We start from the raw sequence: 17856 nt of genomic DNA, 5'->3' as shown, positions 1-17856 counted from the left end.
AAGGAAACACCGAGGGGGACGAAGGTAATGGGTACGGTATTTACAGAAAGAACAACCCAGGCGACACAACAAGAACAGACGGAGGCGAGCAAGATGACACGGGAGACAGGTGGAATCCTTTCGTTCGTGACAGCTGAACAATGGGGCTTGATCGAAGCGAAGATGCAGCCGAAACGGGTAAAGTCGGGGTACAGTCTCTTTCTGGAAGGCGATGAAGCTGGATACCTGTACTACATTCGCTCGGGAAGAGTGAAGCTGACCAAGTCGACTGAGGATGGGAAAGAAATCATTTTATCGATTCAGCAAACCGGCGATCTAATTGGAGAGTTTGGCGGCATCGGCGGATTATCCCATAGCTACAGTGCTGAGATGGCAGAAAAAGGGGAGCTGGGGATCATCTCGCTCAGCGACTTGGAAAGTGTGCTCAGCAAACACGGTGACCTTGCCTTGAAATTCCTGCAATGGATGGCGCTCGCTCAGCGTATCACCCAGTCGCGTTTCCGTGACCTCTTGCTCTATGGCAAGGCAGGTGCACTCGCATCGACGCTCATTCGTGCCAGCAACTCGTATGGCAGAATTACGCCGGATGGCATCGTGCTCGACATGAAGCTGAATCATACCGAGTTGTCGGAAATGATTGGTGCCACGCGGGAGAGTGTAACGCGTATGTTGGGAGCCTGGAAAGAACAGGGGACGCTGGACACCGTGGATGGAAAGCTGATGATTCGTGACCTGGCAGCCTTGCGCTGTATGTGCGGATGTCCTACATTTCCAAGCTGCCCAGTAGAGTTGTGCCGATTGTAATGAAATCAAGTTGAATAGGGTTGTTTCCTTCCATGGCGATTGGGGTCGTTACGGAGAATTCAAAAAAGCTGATGTCCGATTTACTCGGGATCAGCTTTTTTTTTGCGTGATATGAGCGGCTTGAAGAAGTGGTATTGAATAAAAAGCTTAGAGGGTTCAGTTAACGGGGCAGGAAATCAAGAAATGGAAACGAATACATAGTTTGGTTTACCCAAAATAGGTTGATCAACGTAATTTCAACATTCGAGTAATAAATGAATCATAAAAAGGAGTAATTTTTACTATGAAGGATATACAAAGTTTAGTTTCAGATTACACAAAAGATAAGAAGCATTTACAGCTTGTTATCGGGATTGTTAGGGAGGGAGATGTTGAATACTATTCATTTGATAATAATAATAAGAAAAGCATGATTCCTCCTGAGCATAAGTTATTTGAGATCGGCTCCATAACCAAAGTTTTTACATCCATACTTTTATTAGAAATGGAAAAAGAAAAACTGCTATCCTCGGATGACAGTGTTGGTAAGTTTGTGCAAAACGTTGAAAACGAATATTTGAATAAGATTACCTTGAGAAGCCTTGCTACTCATACCTCTGGATTACCTATATTGGCAACCAACCACAATTTGGCTAAAAAAAGATCGAATCCTTATTCAATGTATACTGAGCAAGATTTAACTGCTTTTTTATCTACTGCTGATTACACGGATAGCATTGGTTCGTTTGGATATTCCAATATCGCTGTGGGTTTACTGGGATACATACTATGTAAGGTGTCAGGAAGTACGTATGACGAACTGTTAAAAAAATATATAACAAGTCCATTAAAGATGAATGAGACAGCCGTTATGCTTGATGCAGAAAAGAATAGCAGGTTTTTGAATGGACATGCTTCATCTGGGAAAAGAGTCCCTCATTGGGATCTTTCTATACATGTAGGAGCTGGGGGGATTAAGTCCTCTGTTAGCGATTTGAGTTTATTTGTCCAAGCTAATCTAAATGATGATAATCCGATAGCCTCTACACTACAAAAAAGTCATCTCCCTATATCGATCGGAAATTCAAACCGTTATTTTGGCTGGGGTGAGGATAATCTTCTAGATAAAGGTATCCTCTGGCATAACGGGGGTTCAGCTGGTTTTAATAGTTATCTAGCTTTCAACAAGGAACTCCGTGTAGGAGTTGTATTGCTATCCAATTATTCTTTTTTCTCAAATTCTCTTATGGATCATTATTTTGCTCAAATCATAAAATGGATGACAAAAAAAGAGCCTTCACAAGGAACGATGATAGACTCTACAGGTATAAAAATATTGGAAGAAATCATGCAGAGAGAAGCGTCATTAAAGTAACGGGATACGATAGCAGTATTAGCCACCTAATCATTAGGTGGTTTTCTTATGGTTAATGAATCTCATCCAAGATAACTAATATATGATACAAAGGAGGAGGCGTTAACGCCTCCTGCACCATGGTATTCACTCACCTGCATATTCCTTTGCAAGAATCGAATATAGACACGAATCATGATATTCCCCTTTGTAAAACCAATGCTCTCGCATCAAACCTTCACGCTGCATACCTATCTTCTGCATAACGTTCTCTGAAGCCTTGTTATTCGGGCGGCATTTTGCATAAATGCGGTGTACACCAAGTGTATTGAAGCCAAAGCTAAGCATGGCTCGGGCTGCTTCGGCAGCATACCCTTTTCCCTGATAAACGGGATTGAGCACATAACCGATTTCTGCGTTCGTCTTTTCGATGTGAAGGCCAACACCACCGATCAGGGTGCCCTCCTTTTTCAAGCATATCGCCAGTTCGAAGCCCTCTCGTGGTTGTGTTTGCTGTGAATTTAGCACAAATTCCACATAATCTCGCGTATCTTCTTCCGTATTCGGTCCCCATGCCGTATGCTGAGTAACTTCTGTCATGGATGTGTAGCTATGTATACTTTCCCAGTCTGTCTCCAGAATATCCCGGATGATGAGTCGTTCGGTCTCCAATTGCATAGCTATTCCCTCCTATATAAAGTGAACTAAAGAATATTTACACTTGCCACTTCGATGACAGAACAACCTTCCGATCGCTGTTATCCCCAGATTTTTTTGATTCCCTTTTTCAAAGGAGAAAATCCGGGGATAAAGGCGAACGCTCCGCTTCTTCAGGTTTTTTCTGTCCTCTCCGTTTCTCGTGTAAATGTTTAGTTCAATTATATAGTAAAACAAAAATAGCCCAATAACCGATTCGTGTAAAGAATGGGTTACGAGCTATGTAAGTATAAGCATGCTATTGTGGTTGTTTACATTGAACTGCGGGATAAGTATAAGCCAGCTTGCGAATAATTTCCTTTTGCCATTTGGTGTCACCCAGGTTGGTTGCCAGGTTCAGAAGATCCAAATAATCGTCAAGCTGCAGATCAGCCTTTTGCAGAGTTGTATTCATTCGATGTTCGTTCCCCTTTATCTATAAAATCGTTAAGTCATGTACAGTAGGCAGAAGACTTGAGACAGGCTCAAGAATGATAATCATTATCACAGTTATATTATCATTATGCAATGAACGATGGCAAAATGCAATGCCAAGGCTCGAATGTACTCAACTTTTTTTTGAAAAAAGGCTCATCCACAGTAGATAGGGAACGTACACACCTAGGTATGCAGAGGGATAAAGGAACCATCCATTCAACAGGAAATGGTGAATTTCTGTGGTGAACGTCGTCATATGGGCATTTGTAGCGTACACATCACCGGCAATGACGGTCGCCGCACTATAAAAACATAGCAGGGCAAGTACATGGAAAATGCGGGTTACCATCCGGGAGCGAAGCGCAACAAAAACCATAATCAGTGGAATAATCAGCAGGAGCAGAAGAAATAGCAATTTCATCATACAGGTCTCCTTTGGAATACTTTTGTTAACCAGTATGGACAATTGGTATAATTTCCAAAAGTTTTTGCAAACATTTTACAAAAAGAAGAAGGAATTCATCATATGAACGATTAAATTAAAGGTGGATAATCCATTATCAGGTAATTACGAGGAGGAGAAGGCAAGTATGAAGAAAGCGATATGGCAGCATTGGATCGGGGGATTCCTGATCTTCATCATGATGGCGACGGCATTGCTTCAACCTGGTTCACAAGGTCCGGTACAGGCCGCTGCAGCACCCATTACGGTATCGCAGGCCATCGCTGCCCAGAGTGGCGGAGCAACGGCAACGGTGGAAGGATATATTGTTGGACATGCCACCGGTTCGCTTACAGCCAAGTTTACATCTCCTTACGCCAATGATTTTAACTTCCTGATTGCAGATTCAGCAACAGAGAAGACCAACGCGAAACTGCTCGACGTGCAGATTCCAGCGTCGTACCGTTCGCAATATGGACTGGCCACCAACCCGAATCTTGTGGGGCAGAAGGTTATCGTAACCGGAACACTTGGCGCATACAACAGTTATGCCGGAGTTAAGAATCCTACCTCAATCGCTCTCTCCTCTGGAACAACTAATCCTGATCCTGATCCAGGCACAACGCTGCCAGATGGTACAGGGAAGAAAGTATTGTTTGATAACACGCACGCTCAGACAGCCGGGGCTGCGGACTGGGTTATTGATGGGGCATTTTCGGACTTTGCGAATGGTTTGCGAAACGCAGGCTTTACCGTGGATCAGCTGAATCGCAGCATCCCGTATACCTTCGGTGAGCAAGCCATCACCTTTAATAAATTGAAAGATTATGATGTCTTCGTTATCGGCGAAGCGAACGTGCCTTTCAAAGCGACAGAGCAGGCTGCGCTGCTGCAATATGTACAGAATGGTGGCAGTGTCTTCTTCATTGCGGACCACTATAACGCAGACCGGAACAAAAACCGCTGGGATTCCTCCGAAGTATTCAACGGCTATCGCCGTGGTGCATTCTTGAATCCAGCCAAAGGCATGTCGTCAGCAGAAGCCGAATCTCCAGCCATGCAAGGCGTGACCAGTTCCGACTGGTTGGCATCCAATTTCGGTATTCGTTTCCGCTACAATGCACTTGGAGATGTTAATGCCACAGATATCGTTGCACCTTCGCAGTCGTTCGGCATTACAACTGGAGTGAGCGCAGTGGCCATGCATGCTGGTTCCACACTCGCCATTATTGACCCGAACAAAGCTAAAGGTCTGGTGTATGTGCCTAGCGGTGTATCCAAATGGGGCAACGCGGTAGATCAGGGCGTATACAATGGCGGCGGACGAGCTGAAGGAGCCTACGCAGCGATCGCCAAGATCGGGGCAGGTAAAGCAGCGTTTATCGGTGACTCCTCACCAGTTGAGGATGCTACGCCAAAATATCTACGTGAAGAAACAGGCGCTGCCAAAACAACGTATGATGGCTTCAAAGAAGTGAATGACGGTGTATTCCTTGTGAATACCGTGAAATGGCTTGCAGTAAAAGAGAGCTACACAAGTCTGTCTCAGGTATCTGGACTGACATTGGATACGCCGACAAGTCTGCTCGCTATTGAAGCTCCGGCTTCTTCTACCGAGCCGCAAACCGAGCCATGGGCCGTACCGGCTGCAGGCTATAAATGGTACGATCCTACAACGTTTAAGTCAGGTTCGTACGGCAAAGCTCAGTAAGATAAGTAGTAAGGAAAATATAAGGATAATCGGCCTGTCCGCCACGATTGCGGACAGGCTTTATTTTGCATAAATGCCCGGAGCAGAGGGAAACGTATGGATAATTATGAAATGATGAGTGAGATGCCAAGGTGAGGAGGAAGACAATGATGATGAATCGGCAAGCAGATTGCGACAGCTCGACCATGAGGCAGAAACTCAAAGGGGACCTCCATCGTGTGGCAGATCGAATGAACCAGACGTTATCCACCTTTGATCATGACAGTGTGTGTCTGCTGGGCCAATTTGCGGAAATTCGGGCCGAGATCAAGCAGATCGAGGTGCTGGCGTCTTCCTTCTATCTGGATTGTTATCTGTCTCCCTTCACGGAGAAATTTGCCGAGCTGACTGCCAGTGTACAGCATTTGTCGGATCGCAGATATGGTGCGCTCATTGTAATTGAACGGGAAGTACCGCTTGAACCGATTATTCACTCAGGGGTTGCAGTGGATGCCAGAGTCACGCATGCGTTGCTGGAATCGCTGTTTATACCGGGTGCACCTCTGCATGATGGAGCGGTGCTGATTCGGGGCAATCAGATTGTATCCGCGGGCAATGTATTGCCTTTGTCGCAGGCCATTGCACATGAACGGAAGATTGGCACACGGCATAGGGCTGCTCTTGGATTGAGTGAGCTGACGGATGCGGTTGTGCTGGTTGTCTCGGAAGAAACTGGTCAAGCTTCGTTCGCCGTGGGTGGGGATCTGCATCCTATCAACGTGGTTGAAACCTTGCCATGAGCACCCGTTGCTAGATTTTTTTACCGATTTCATGCTGGAGTAAATGAACCTTTTTCCCTGTGAAGAGAGAAAGGTCTTTTTTGTTACATCGTGATGTGATTTTGCACAAACTTGATCATCATGGGTACAATAGAGGATGGAAGACGAACTGAAGAAGGCGAATTGATCGCAAAAATGGTTGGAGGAGACGGTTAACACATGAGCTGGTTTGAAGCAATGGAACATCACGATTATGAGGAACTGGTACTGTGCCAGGATAGAGCCTCTGGTTTAAAAGCAATTATTGCTATTCACGATACAACACTCGGTCCTGCGCTGGGAGGCACACGGATGTGGACCTATGCTTCTGAGGAAGCGGCCATTGAAGATGCCTTGCGCCTTGCGCGGGGAATGACATATAAACATGCGGTATCCGGACTGAATCTGGGCGGAGGCAAAGCCGTAATTATCGGGGATCCGCGCCGTGACAAAAATGAAGCGATGTTCCGGGCTTTTGGCCGATACATTCAGGGACTGAACGGACGTTATGTCACCGCAGAGGATGTGGGAACGACAGAAGAAGATATGAATCTGATCTATCAGGAAACCGACTATGTTACAGGCATATCGCCAAGCTACGGTTCCTCCGGTAATCCTTCCCCGGCAACAGCCTGGGGTGTATATCGGGGCATAAAGGCCGCAGCGAAAGAAGCATTCGGCACGGATCTGCTGGAAGGCAAAACCGTGGCTGTACAGGGCGTGGGCAACGTGGCGATGCGTCTGTGCAAATATTTGTACGAAGAAGGTGCGCATCTGATCGTTACCGATATCCATAAGGATTCAGTGAAACAGGCTGTGGATCAATTCGGTGCAAAAGCGGTAGACCCTGCCGACATTACTGGAGTGGATTGTGATATTTATGCTCCATGTGCATTGGGCGGTACAATTAATGACGATACGTTGAAACAGCTTAAGGCCAAGGTTGTGGCAGGCTGTGCTAACAACCAACTGCTGGAGCCGCGTCATGGTGACAAGCTGCATGAGATGGGAATCGTATACGCACCAGACTATGTGATCAATGCAGGTGGCGTAATTAATATTGCGGATGAGTTGAACGGCTATAATGCAGATCGTGCGTGGAGCAAGGTTGGGGAGATCTACAATAATCTGGAAAAAATCTTCGACACATCGCGTACCGAAGGCATCGCAACGTATATTGCTGCGGATCGTCTGGCTGAACGCCGCATTGAACTGATGAAAAATACACGCAGCACGTTCCTGCAAAATGGTCATCACGCGCTGAGTTCCCGCAGACTGCGCGGGTAAATTTTAAGGATTCACATTACAATAAAATGTAAAACAGCTAAAGGCAGGCATCCCCATGGTGACTGCACCCCATTTGTTAGAGAGGAGGTGCAGTGCAATGGATGCCTGCCTTCTCTTTGAGTTTAATGATTTTCTTGTAAGGCGTTCATCGTATGGCTCGGCTAACATTAAAAATTCTTATAACCCGAGAGCAACGAAATGTTATTTCAAAATGTAATACACTTCTGGTTCAGCAGCTTCACAAATCGATCCAGCGCGCTGCTGACGTATCGATCTTCACCCCGGACAAAGGTTGTTGTGGTATGTGTGAATCGTTCGGCCAGATCATATACAGAGAACTCATCCGGTTTCTTGTGAATAACGCTGCAAGGCATAATGGTAAAAGCAATCCCCGACTCCACACAGCTAAGCAGGTTATCCATCGTGCTGACTTCAATCATATTGCGAGCAGACAAACCTTCTTCCTGCAAATATTCCTCCGTAATTTCACGGTATGGGCAGCCTTTTGGGAAAACGACCCACGAAACCTGACACAGGCTTTCGGGTGGTACGTCCATCCGTTTGGAGATGATATGCACCGTGTCTTGCATTTCATATTCCACTTTCAGGCCCTCTTTTACACACGCACCACTAATAAAGGCACCGTCGATCTCATACTCCTGTATTTTCTTGCGCAGCACTTTGGGTGAAGTGGCATTAACAAGTGAGATGGAGACCTCGGGATAGGTCACCTGGTATTCATTGAGAATTTCCATGAACCGGCTGGATGCTGCCGTCTCCACAATCCCGATTTTTAACGTACCTGAAGGCTCACCGGGATCAGTCATATCCTGCTCCAGATCGTTTAACAGGTCACGGATGCGTGTTGCATACTGGACAAACTGTTCTCCTTTGGAAGTCAGCACCACCCCTTTGGGAAAACGGTTGAACAACTGCACCTGATATTCCTGCTCCAGCTTTTTGATGCGTGTGGTGACGTTGGATTGTGCGTAATTCAATTCTTTGGCGGCCTGTGAGATTTTGCCGGACCGTGCCACCGCAAGAATAATATCGATATCCGAGAGTTCCATGGCTCTGGCCTCCTGAGTTGTAATGAAATGAAGTGTTAGGTATCTCTATCAGAGATACATCTATATATTTCAATCATTTTACGATATATATATATGCCAGCTTACAATATCGTTATCAAGAGCTTTTACAGCGCATGGAATCATGCAAAACGCTGATATTGGAGAAGGAGTTGTGATGAGAAATATGTCTACATTACTGAGCCCGGTGACGATCAACGAGTGGCATTTGAGAAACAGATTGGTGATGGCACCTCTTACCCGAGGGTTTGCCAATGATCAGGATGGGACCGCGACGGAAGAGATGGTGGCGTATTATGAGCGACGTGCCCAGGATGGGGTGGGGTTGATCATTACAGAAGGGATTAATCCGTCGCTGGCAGGCAAAGGAACATATGGTATTCCCGGATTATATACGGCTGAACAGACCGACTCATGGAAAAAGGTAACAAATGTCGTCCATAAACATGGAGGGACCATCATCGCTCAGTTGTGGCATGTGGGCAGGCTGTCTCACTCCGATCTGATCGGTACCCTGCCACTGGCACCTTCAAGCATCCCGGCTCAAGGAAGAGTTCATAAATTGCATAAGCCATATCAGATACCTCAAGCCATGAGTGCGCAGGATATCAAGGATAGCATTCAACAATTTCAAACGGCTGCCCGCAATGCGGTACTGGCTGGATTTGACGGAATTGAGCTGCATGCAGCACATGGTTATCTCATCGACCAGTTTATCAATGAGAAGACGAACCACAGAACAGACGAATACGGAGGCGATATCCAGGGACGATTGTGTTTTCTGAAGGAGATCATTATTGCAGTTCAAAAAGAAATTAGCGTGGATCGCATTTCGGTACGATTTTCCGAGAAAAAAGATGATGACCCTTCCTATGTCTGGTCAGACAAGGCTGGAGTGCTGAATGCCTATCTGAGTCTTTTCCGCGAGACAGGCATTACAATCCTACATCCTTCAACAGATCGATACACCAGAGTCTGGGATGGGGAACAGAATTTCCATGAGGCGTTTCGCCAGCAGTGGGAAGGTATCATCATTGGCGTAGGGGATCTTGAGGCAAACACAGCAGAACAGGCTGTACAAAATCGGAGCATTGATTTGGCAGCGTTCGGCAGACCGTTTATCGCCAATCCTGATCTGGTGCAAAAATTGCGTACGGGGCAGCAATTGATCAAGTATGATGCCAATGCACATCTGACTGTGTTGGTATGAATGTAGCAAGAAAAGGGCAGAAGCTGATCCTAAAGATCACTCTGCCCTTTGTTTACGTATGGAAGGATGGTTATGGGTTACTGACGACGGTGACTTTCTTTTCCGTTAAGTAGTATACGAGTGCAAGCAGAGGCATTAACAGACCAATCAATGTCGTGAGACTCCAACCTCCATGCGCGTAGGACCAACTGCCAAGAGATGATCCAATTGCGCCCCCTACAAAAAAGATCGACATAAATATTCCGTTTACGCGTCCTCTTGCTTCGCTCAACGAATAGATAATGCGCTGTCCCAGCACCAAATTACCCGAAACCGCCATATCCAGCGTGATGGCAACGACCACAAGCAAAATAAGGGTAGCGGTAGAGTGACCCTGGAACAGATAGGCAAGCCCAAAAGATGCAACTGCGATGACCATGGCGAGTCCGGTTAATATGCGGGTTAAACCTTTATCCGCCCATCTTCCGGCAATAGGTGCTGCGATGGCACCCCCAACACCAGCCAGTGCAAACCAGGCAATTCCCTGTTGGGACATGCCGTACTCATTGGCGAGCTGCAAGGGAACTGTAGTCCAGAACAAGCTGAAGGCGCCAAACAGACTGGCCTGATAGAGGGCTCGGCGGCGAAGCATGGGAAATGTTTTGAGCAGGGAGCCCAATGACAGAATTAATTGTCCGTACTTCATCGCAGGTTGTGGCTGACGTGCAGGAAGTGCGCGTGACAGGAGCAGTGTAAGCAATCCGATAACGATTGCCGAGAAGACAAAGACCGCTTGCCAGCCGAGCAGGCTTGTAATAAAACTTGCGACAGGCCGAGCCAACATGATGCCCAGCAGCAGACCACTCATCACGTTGCCGACAACCCGTCCGCGTTGCTCCTCAGAAGTGAGGTAGGTGGCATAAGGAACCAGAATTTGCGCAACGACTGAGCTGATCCCGATGACGAGGGAAGCAGTTAGAAATAATACGGCATGGGAAGAGAAGGCAGCGGCAATCAATGCAACGACTAGAATGATGAGGAAAAAAGTGACCAGTCGCTTATTCTCCAGAATGTCACTGAGCGGAACGATAAACAGCAGGCCAATAACATAACCGATCTGTGTTAACGTCACAATCAGTCCCGCAGCAGCAGAGGAAAGCCCTGTTGTAACGCCGATGGGTCCTATAACCGTCTGAGCATAATACAGGTTTGCCGCAATCAGCCCGCACGCCGCAGCCAAAAGTAAAATCAACCAGCTTGGAACTGAATTTGCCTTCACATCAGGTTGCATATCCATAAGTTTCACCCTCCACTTGATCTCAAATTATATTTTATTAAAGTACACTTGTATTGAACTTGTTAATTACTAAACGGTGCGTTTACTAATCACAAACATATAATAAACTAAACGTTTAGTATTGTAAATAGGTGTGGGGATTTTTTTGCATGTCGGAATTAAGGTAAGAACGAAATTGTTTAATGTATCGGTGTTTTAGTATAATGAACGTACAGTTTTTATGAATTACAGATGGTTTTGTTACATCAAGGAGGGTTTATGATGACAGCCAAAAGAGGGCGTCCCCGCAATGTGGAAACCCAGAATGCGATTCTTGCAGCTTCCTATGAATTATTACTGGAACATGGCTTCGGAGCGGTTACGATCGAAAAAATTGCTGAACGTGCTAAGGTGAGCAAAGCAACGATATATAAATGGTGGCCTAATAAAGGTGCTGTCATTATGGATGGGTACATGTCTGCGGCAACGGCAAGATTGCCTGTACCGGATACAGGATCGGTATTTGAGGATGTGCGTATTCATGCGAGCAATCTGGTTGATTTTTTGAGCAGCCGGGAAGGAAAAGTGATCACACAGATTGTCGGAGAGGGACAGTCTGATCCAGGGCTTGCAGAAGAATACCGAACTAGATACATTCAGCCTCGTCGGCGCGAAGCGTGGGGGATTTTTGAAAAAGGTATAGAACGGGGACAGTTGAAAAAGGATTGTGACATCGGACTGTGCATAGACCTCGTCTATGGAGCGATGTTCTATCGCATGTTAGTGACTGGCCAATCGATAGATACTGAATTCGTGCAACGTTCGTTGATTTCCTTGTTTGAAGGTATTAAATCTCGATCATAGAGAAAGACATCTGGGGGAGGGATAGGGCGATTCGCAAGAATCACCCTGGATGCAAAAGGCTTGTGGATGAATGGGGAATGTGTGGAGAACTGAGAACTATACCTGGAAGATCGGTGAGATGGCAGGGGGCCATGAATCAGGAGAAGGCGAAGTGGAAGAAGGAAGAGATTCGTTCAAGAGCGGGGGATCGTTCCATATGAAACTGGGGATTTCGCGTCGTAACACTGGCGCTACATCCTGGGCGAAGCGTTCTACCTGCTCCAGCTGCTCCGCATGGCTGAGTCCATCCACGCTGATACTCAGTACCTGATGTCCATAGGCGGCATGGTAATTGAGGATTTTCTCAATGACCTGCTCTGGACTACCAATCAGTACAGGGCCATGCGCAATGTTATCCTCCAGGTCCTTAAAAGGCGACTGGTTGTGCTGCGCAGCGGCCGTAGCATGAAAGGCCTCATAATAAGGGGTATAACGCCGGATCGCTTCTTCGCGTGTATTCGCGAGGTATAGGCTACCTGCCCCGGAGCCAATCACCGCTCGGTTCGCATCATGACCATAATAATCGAGACGCTCCCGGTAATGGTCAATTAACGCTTTGTATTTTGCCTGCGGGTGGAAGGAATTCGAGCTAAATATCGGTTCGCCATACTTAGCTGCAAGCTCGGTAGAGCGAGTGCTCGATGCGCTGCCATGCCAGATCGGAATGGATTGCTGGAGTGGTCTCGGCTGAGTGGTAACCTCTTGAAGGGGAGGGCGATACGTTCCCTGCCAGGTTACATTCTCTTCAGTCCACAGCCGTTTAAGCAGTTCGTAGCGTTCACCGAGTGAATCCCATTGTTCCTCTTCGCTAATGCCAAACAGGGGATAGTGCCGAGGATCATTGCCTTTCCCGATGATCATCTCCAGCCGCCCACCCGATAATTGATCCAGCGTGGCATAATCCTCGGCAACCCGTACCGGATCAAGTATACTAAGAACAGTTACTGTTGTTAGCAACCGGATACGTGAAGTCGCAGTAGCGACGGCGGTCAGCACGACGGGAGGTGAGGAAGACAGAAAAGGTGCACCATGCCGCTCGCCGATCCCGTATGCATCGAATCCCAGCCGTTCGGCCAGTTTGGCTTGTTCCAAAATATTGTGGAACTTCTGTTGTGTCGTTAGTGATTCACCAGTTACGGCATTTGGAAGATTCATCATGAGACTAAATAGGGCAAATTTCATCTAACCATCCCCTTGGATTGGATTGGAAAAGCACCTGGGTTGTCTAATCCTATGGAAATAGTAGGATATTCAAGCTAAAACTAACTTTACCATGTTGCCATGCATTCTTCTAATGGATTTTTTCTATAAGGCGGATTAAAGCCGCTCAACCTTGGGCATAAGGGCAGAAAATTGCCACGATTTTTATTGACCGCTGTAAAATTTAGGATTAAAATTGTACATATCATATAAATTCAAATTTATGGATTTTCATTGTGGAGGTGGGAGACATGGAACCTACAACTACGATACGCTCCTTTATTGAGGACTACATCAGGAAACAGGGCTATACCCTGCAATACTTTGCCGATATATCGGGTGTGAACGCTGGAACGTTAAGTGCGATCATCAAAGGGACGCGGCCAATCGCCATGGCTCAACTGGATCTGATTACCAAAGGCATGAAGCTGGAAGAAGGTCATTTCTACGAAATTTACGGCGCTGAGTGTTTTGTGGAGTCTGCACCACATTGGAGAAGACTGGAGCCTTTTCTGCAACGTTGCGCCGAGCTGGACAAGCTCGAATGTATTCAGAGGGTGATCCAGCAAGTGACGGATGATCGATCCTATATTTCCGAATTGTTCGAGATGGCAGAAGGCATGCTCGAGCGAGGACAAAAGAAAGCGGCCCGCATGTTATATGAATGCGTTGCGGAGTGTGAGAAGTACCAACACTCGGAACGTCTCGCGTTGTGCCAGTATCGTATTTTCACACTATCTCTGGGTCAGGATCAGCATGAAAATCTCAGGGCAGCCGTGCACTTCGAGCCATATATTAATCGGCTGGATGAAGAGCGGCAACTGGATGCGATCAAGGATCTAGCGAATACATATTTGGCTTTGAGATATTGGGACAAGGTGTCCGATCTTGGGGGAGAGTTGGAACAGAAAACAAGTTTCTTGAACTCTTATAAAAAGAGAAAGTCGGAAACTCTAAGAATCGCAGCTTATCCTATTTTTGTATATTCCGCATATTCAAATTTGCTACGGGCAGCCGCATGTGATGGAAGGGAAGAATACTCTGAAGCCCTCCGATATACTGAAGCGTACTCTAAATTAATTAGAATTGAACAACCAAATGAAGAAGATCTCATATTCATTAATAAGTTTAGTGGATGGGCTGAGGTAAACCATTACTTATACAGACTTATGATGGGTGATTCTGAGGTCATACGGCCTTATATTGCCTTTATTGAAAAGAATGAGGCAGAGATTTTGCCTGCATTAGTCAAAATAATGGAAGCAGCAAATCATCATAATATAGATGTTGATGCAGTTCTCAATCGGTTGGAGTCATACATTTCAATGTACGCCAAAACTTATGGGGATATCGGGAGTTATACGGAACAGATTACGAGTGGAAGATACGTGCAATTCCTTAAAGAGGTAGCGATATATCAACTTCAGAGAGAAAGATACACAATAGGATTTCAGTACTTGTTAAACTGTTTGGCTCTAGCCAAAAGTATGAAGAGTGAATCCATCATTATACAGTGTGTAGCTCTATTTGAAAGACATAGAGTCAGAGCTTCAATAGATTTAGAAATTAAATATAAAACTTTAATTGAGGAGGTCTACAGTAATTATGAGAAAAAAAGCAGTTTTGATCGTAGTTTTGTTTAGTGCTGTTTTATTATTTAGTTTGTATCCTCAACCTATTCCCAGTAATACTATGATGTATAGTCCAAGCACTCATGGTGGTGCAGGATTGTAATTGCACTATACTCCAATCTCCAAACTAGGCAAGCGGTATTGATCCTATCTAAGGACTATACTGCTTTTTATTTTGCGCACATTGACCATTGTAAAATTCAGGATTAAAATTACATTTATTAAGAACTGAACAATCCTTAAGTTAGTTTGGTTGATGGGGGTGGGAGAATTGAAACTTGCACCTACGATACGCACATATATAGAGAATCACATAAGAGAAAGAGGATATAAACTTCAGCAATTCTCAGATGTTACGGGTGTCAACGTTGGCACTTTAAGTGCCATCCTCAAGGGTAGCAGACCTCTAGCTATGAATCAGTTGGATCAAATTACATCTGGTATGGGGTTGGAGAAGGGATACTTCTACGAAATGTACAGTGTGGAATGTTTTGTGGAATCCGCACCTCATTGGAGGCGTTTGGAACCGTTCCTGTATCGCTGCGCTGAACTTAACAAGCTAGGCTGTATTAAAAAGGTAGTCTATCAGGTAACAGATGATCGATCCTATATTTCAGAACTGTTTGAAATGGCAGAGAATTGGTATTCCAAAGAAATGAATGAAGCGGCGCTTATTTTATATGAATGCGTAGCCGCAGGTGAGAAATATCAGCACTCGGAACGGTTGGCGTTATGCCAGTACCGTATTTTTTTGCTTCATAAAACAATGAGCAAATTCGATAATCTGGCAGCAGCGGTCCAATTGGAACCCTATATTGAGAAATTGGATGAAGAAATACAACTGGATGCTGTTAAAGATTTAGCAAATGTATATAATACAATACATCATTGGGATAAGGTTTATGAATTGGCCGAAGAACTGGAACGAAAAGTTGATTTTCAACTTGAACTTCAATCTCGAAGACGTAAAAATAGAAAAAGAACCGCCTTTTACCCCATATTTACGTATAAGGCATATGCGAATTTATTGAAGGCAAGTGTCTGTGAAGCGTGTAAGCAATATGAAAAAGCTCTGGAATATACAGATGTTTACGTGACTGTTATTGAAATCTCTAATCCAACAGAAGAAGAGCAAGAATTAATAGAACGTTTCAAAGGATGGGCGGAGGGAAATCGGTATTTATACCATTTGATGAATGGGAACCATGAGGTTATTGAACCTTATCTGAATTACCTGGATGCTAATCCACATGAGATTTTAATAGCATTCGTGAATATTGTGCAAGCAGCTAACCAGCACTCACTGGATATTGATTCTGTATTGGATAGATTCGAACCTTATATTAAACAATTCAACACGGATATGCATTTAAAAGGGACGTACAATATGCAAATGTTGAATCATAGATATATACGTTTTTATTATGAATTAGGGAAGTATAGGCTCAACCAACAAAGATACGCAACGGGGATTGACACGTTACTCATGAGCCTGGAGCTCTCATCTTCAAGTAACGATGACCTAATGTCTATTAAATCTATTGATTTATATGGGAAATTCAGAATGTATGTAACGAACCAGCAGGACGAGCAGTACACTAGGTTAATAGAGGGCCTGAGCTCACAAAATTTTGGAATTAGAATTAAAAGTGTATAACTACTGGGAGCTAATATGGCTCAACATTACCACCTTTTCTAAAAGACCTAATACAACAATTTTGCAAAGCATTCCATTATGAATTTTTAGATAAAAGTACCCTAAAATAGGTTGAAAAAGGGGTGCATGCTGTGAGAGAAATCAAGCAGATCAAAGATCAAATCGAGCAGAATCGGCAACATTTGCGTCGGTTGGTAGAGAGACATGGCATGCATGATGATAAGGTCCTCAAGCAGTCTATGCTACTGGATGAACTGATTAATAAATATACTCGACTAATAGAGAAATACTAATGATAAAAGCTAGTACCCTCTTCTAAAATCCACCTATAGGTGGACCTCTTTATCCACCAGGTTGTGGACGCTAGAGCGACGTTCTCCCTGCTATGCTTAAAGCATCAAATCAAGCAAATACAGGGGGAACAACGTATGACGACGAGCATGTGGGTTCAGATGATCATCATGTTTGCGGTATTAGTATTGACTTCAATTGGACGAAAGCCAGTACGTTATTATCGTTTATTGCTGCCTTTCGTTATTATGGGTTATTATGCAGCCAAATTCCTTAAAGACATGACTTTTACGGGCAACAACGTGCTGTTTTTGTTGGTGGCCGTGATTGTAGGGGCATTGTTCGGAATAATTGTGCTGGGAATAACACGTATGGAATTCGATGCAACGGCAGGTAAATGGTATACCCGAGTGGGGATAGGCAGTGTGGTCGTTTGGGGGGCAGCATTCCTGCTACGCATCATTCCGGTGGAATGGATCACGCATCATCCGCAGCAAGCATATCAGTATGCCATTGAGCATCAATTGGATCTTCAGAATATCGGTCCAGCATTTATATTCATGACTGCTGCTATGGTGTTGGTGCGAGTAGCAGGCATTCTATTCCGCTCCAGAGTGAGTAAAGTTCAGCATACGATTGGAACATAATTTATAACGTGTTTCTGTCTTTTGCTTCTGGGTTAAGAGTCTCTATTTCTTCGAGAGTTCGATATGTAGCTGGGTGTGAGGAATACACATCTATATATTGTAGTTGTGACGATTTTCACGGATTAATGCAAAATGTAGTGTTATGAAAGTATTCCTCTGTAAACAAACATTTTATTTTGCAAAGGAATAAAATATGAATTTTTTGGCAATGTATCCTAAAATGTTTTAAAAAGAGGGGGTGCATGCTGTGAGAGAACCGAAGCAGATTAGAGACCAAATCGAACAGAACAGGCATGAGTTAAGTCGTTTGGCGGAATATCATGGCATGCAAGACTACAAAGTCCTTCAACAATCGATGGTATTGGACGAGTTAATTAATGAATATAATCGCTTCAAATATAAAAAACACTTTATGAAAAGACAACCGATTGCATAATGCAGTCGGTTTTTTGATGCAATAGAAGAG

The 17856-nt window shown here is 44.9% G+C and carries 18 protein-coding genes; 12 read left to right on the top strand and 6 right to left on the bottom strand.

Features of this window, described 5'->3' with window-relative positions; translation table 11 throughout:
* The first annotated feature begins 27 nt into the window (after nt 1–27).
* Together CS562_RS26650 and CS562_RS26645 are read left to right on the top strand one after the other, a co-directional pair.
* A complete protein-coding gene (locus CS562_RS26650) occupies nt 28–804 on the top strand; it encodes a Crp/Fnr family transcriptional regulator (RefSeq protein WP_246318069.1) in 777 nt (258 codons plus the stop codon).
* A 283-nt stretch (nt 805–1087) separates the two neighbouring features.
* Nucleotides 1088–2158, top strand: coding sequence for a serine hydrolase domain-containing protein (locus CS562_RS26645; protein WP_099858680.1), 1071 nt, complete (start codon nt 1088–1090; stop codon nt 2156–2158).
* 126 nt (nt 2159–2284) lie between these two features.
* Here CS562_RS26645 and CS562_RS26640 read toward each other — a convergent pair whose 3' ends face one another.
* From CS562_RS26640 to CS562_RS26635, 3 genes are all read right to left on the bottom strand, one after another.
* Nucleotides 2285–2815 (bottom strand): GNAT family N-acetyltransferase, encoded by a 531-nt coding sequence (locus CS562_RS26640; RefSeq protein ID WP_099858679.1) that lies wholly within the window; start codon nt 2813–2815, stop codon nt 2285–2287.
* Between the two features lie 277 nt (nt 2816–3092).
* Nucleotides 3093–3248 (bottom strand): hypothetical protein, encoded by a 156-nt coding sequence (locus CS562_RS33120; protein WP_175382069.1) that lies wholly within the window; start codon nt 3246–3248, stop codon nt 3093–3095.
* Between the two features lie 153 nt (nt 3249–3401).
* Complete coding sequence (locus CS562_RS26635; protein ID WP_076290702.1) at nt 3402–3692, bottom strand: hypothetical protein; 291 nt, start codon at nt 3690–3692, stop codon at nt 3402–3404.
* A gap of 223 nt (nt 3693–3915) precedes the next feature.
* Between CS562_RS26635 and CS562_RS26630 the strand changes: the two genes are divergently transcribed.
* The 3 genes from CS562_RS26630 to CS562_RS26620 all read left to right on the top strand — a co-directional run bounded on the left by CS562_RS26630 (nt 3916) and on the right by CS562_RS26620 (nt 7508).
* On the top strand, nt 3916–5424 hold the full coding sequence (locus CS562_RS26630) for a DUF6359 domain-containing protein (protein WP_373561764.1): 1509 nt from the start codon (nt 3916–3918) through the stop codon (nt 5422–5424).
* A 149-nt stretch (nt 5425–5573) separates the two neighbouring features.
* Nucleotides 5574–6203 carry a sporulation-specific diadenylate cyclase CdaS gene (gene cdaS / locus CS562_RS26625; RefSeq protein ID WP_099858713.1) on the top strand — a complete coding sequence of 210 codons (630 nt, stop codon included), beginning with the start codon at nt 5574–5576 and terminating at the stop codon, nt 6201–6203.
* Nucleotides 6204–6401: 198 nt separating this feature from the next.
* A complete protein-coding gene (locus CS562_RS26620) occupies nt 6402–7508 on the top strand; it encodes a Glu/Leu/Phe/Val family dehydrogenase (protein WP_099858677.1) in 1107 nt (368 codons plus the stop codon).
* Between the two features lie 206 nt (nt 7509–7714).
* On the opposite strand, the gene CS562_RS26615 is transcribed toward CS562_RS26620, so the two are convergent.
* Nucleotides 7715–8578: a LysR family transcriptional regulator gene (locus CS562_RS26615; protein WP_064642768.1), complete on the bottom strand. Its 864-nt coding sequence runs from the start codon at nt 8576–8578 to the stop codon at nt 7715–7717.
* Nucleotides 8579–8762: 184 nt separating this feature from the next.
* Between CS562_RS26615 and CS562_RS26610 the strand changes: the two genes are divergently transcribed.
* Nucleotides 8763–9806: an oxidoreductase gene (locus CS562_RS26610; protein ID WP_257219613.1), complete on the top strand. Its 1044-nt coding sequence runs from the start codon at nt 8763–8765 to the stop codon at nt 9804–9806.
* Nucleotides 9807–9876: 70 nt separating this feature from the next.
* Here the strand turns inward: CS562_RS26610 and CS562_RS26605 are convergent, their stop codons facing one another.
* Entirely contained in the window at nt 9877–11082 is a 1206-nt protein-coding gene (locus CS562_RS26605) for an MFS transporter (RefSeq protein WP_076290698.1), read from the bottom strand.
* A 261-nt stretch (nt 11083–11343) separates the two neighbouring features.
* On the opposite strand from CS562_RS26605, the gene CS562_RS26600 reads away from it, so the two are divergent.
* A complete protein-coding gene (locus CS562_RS26600; protein WP_090954146.1) occupies nt 11344–11925 on the top strand; it encodes a TetR/AcrR family transcriptional regulator in 582 nt (193 codons plus the stop codon).
* Between the two features lie 96 nt (nt 11926–12021).
* Here the strand turns inward: CS562_RS26600 and CS562_RS26595 are convergent, their stop codons facing one another.
* Complete coding sequence (locus CS562_RS26595) at nt 12022–13146, bottom strand: LLM class flavin-dependent oxidoreductase (protein ID WP_099858675.1); 1125 nt, start codon at nt 13144–13146, stop codon at nt 12022–12024.
* A 269-nt stretch (nt 13147–13415) separates the two neighbouring features.
* Here CS562_RS26595 and CS562_RS26590 point away from each other — a divergent pair, with 269 nt between their 5' ends.
* The 5 genes from CS562_RS26590 to CS562_RS26570 all read left to right on the top strand — a co-directional run bounded on the left by CS562_RS26590 (nt 13416) and on the right by CS562_RS26570 (nt 17826).
* Nucleotides 13416–14807, top strand: a complete 1392-nt coding sequence (locus CS562_RS26590) for a transcriptional regulator (protein ID WP_099858674.1) — start codon at nt 13416–13418, stop codon at nt 14805–14807.
* A gap of 259 nt (nt 14808–15066) precedes the next feature.
* Nucleotides 15067–16452: a transcriptional regulator gene (locus tag CS562_RS26585; protein WP_099858673.1), complete on the top strand. Its 1386-nt coding sequence runs from the start codon at nt 15067–15069 to the stop codon at nt 16450–16452.
* Between the two features lie 131 nt (nt 16453–16583).
* On the top strand, nt 16584–16745 hold the full coding sequence (locus tag CS562_RS26580; RefSeq protein ID WP_099858672.1) for an aspartyl-phosphate phosphatase Spo0E family protein: 162 nt from the start codon (nt 16584–16586) through the stop codon (nt 16743–16745).
* 135 nt (nt 16746–16880) lie between these two features.
* Nucleotides 16881–17390 carry a DUF1453 family protein gene (locus CS562_RS26575; RefSeq protein ID WP_099858671.1) on the top strand — a complete coding sequence of 170 codons (510 nt, stop codon included), beginning with the start codon at nt 16881–16883 and terminating at the stop codon, nt 17388–17390.
* Nucleotides 17391–17637: 247 nt separating this feature from the next.
* Entirely contained in the window at nt 17638–17826 is a 189-nt protein-coding gene (locus CS562_RS26570) for an aspartyl-phosphate phosphatase Spo0E family protein (protein ID WP_064642743.1), read from the top strand.
* Nucleotides 17827–17856: the final 30 nt, after the last annotated feature.

The sequence above is a fragment of the Paenibacillus sp. LK1 genome, from assembly GCF_002750415.1.
Lineage (GTDB): Bacteria > Bacillota > Bacilli > Paenibacillales > Paenibacillaceae > Paenibacillus > Paenibacillus taichungensis.
The sequence above is the reverse complement of the archived record's forward strand: the minus strand, read 5'-3'. Positions and strand labels throughout refer to the sequence as shown.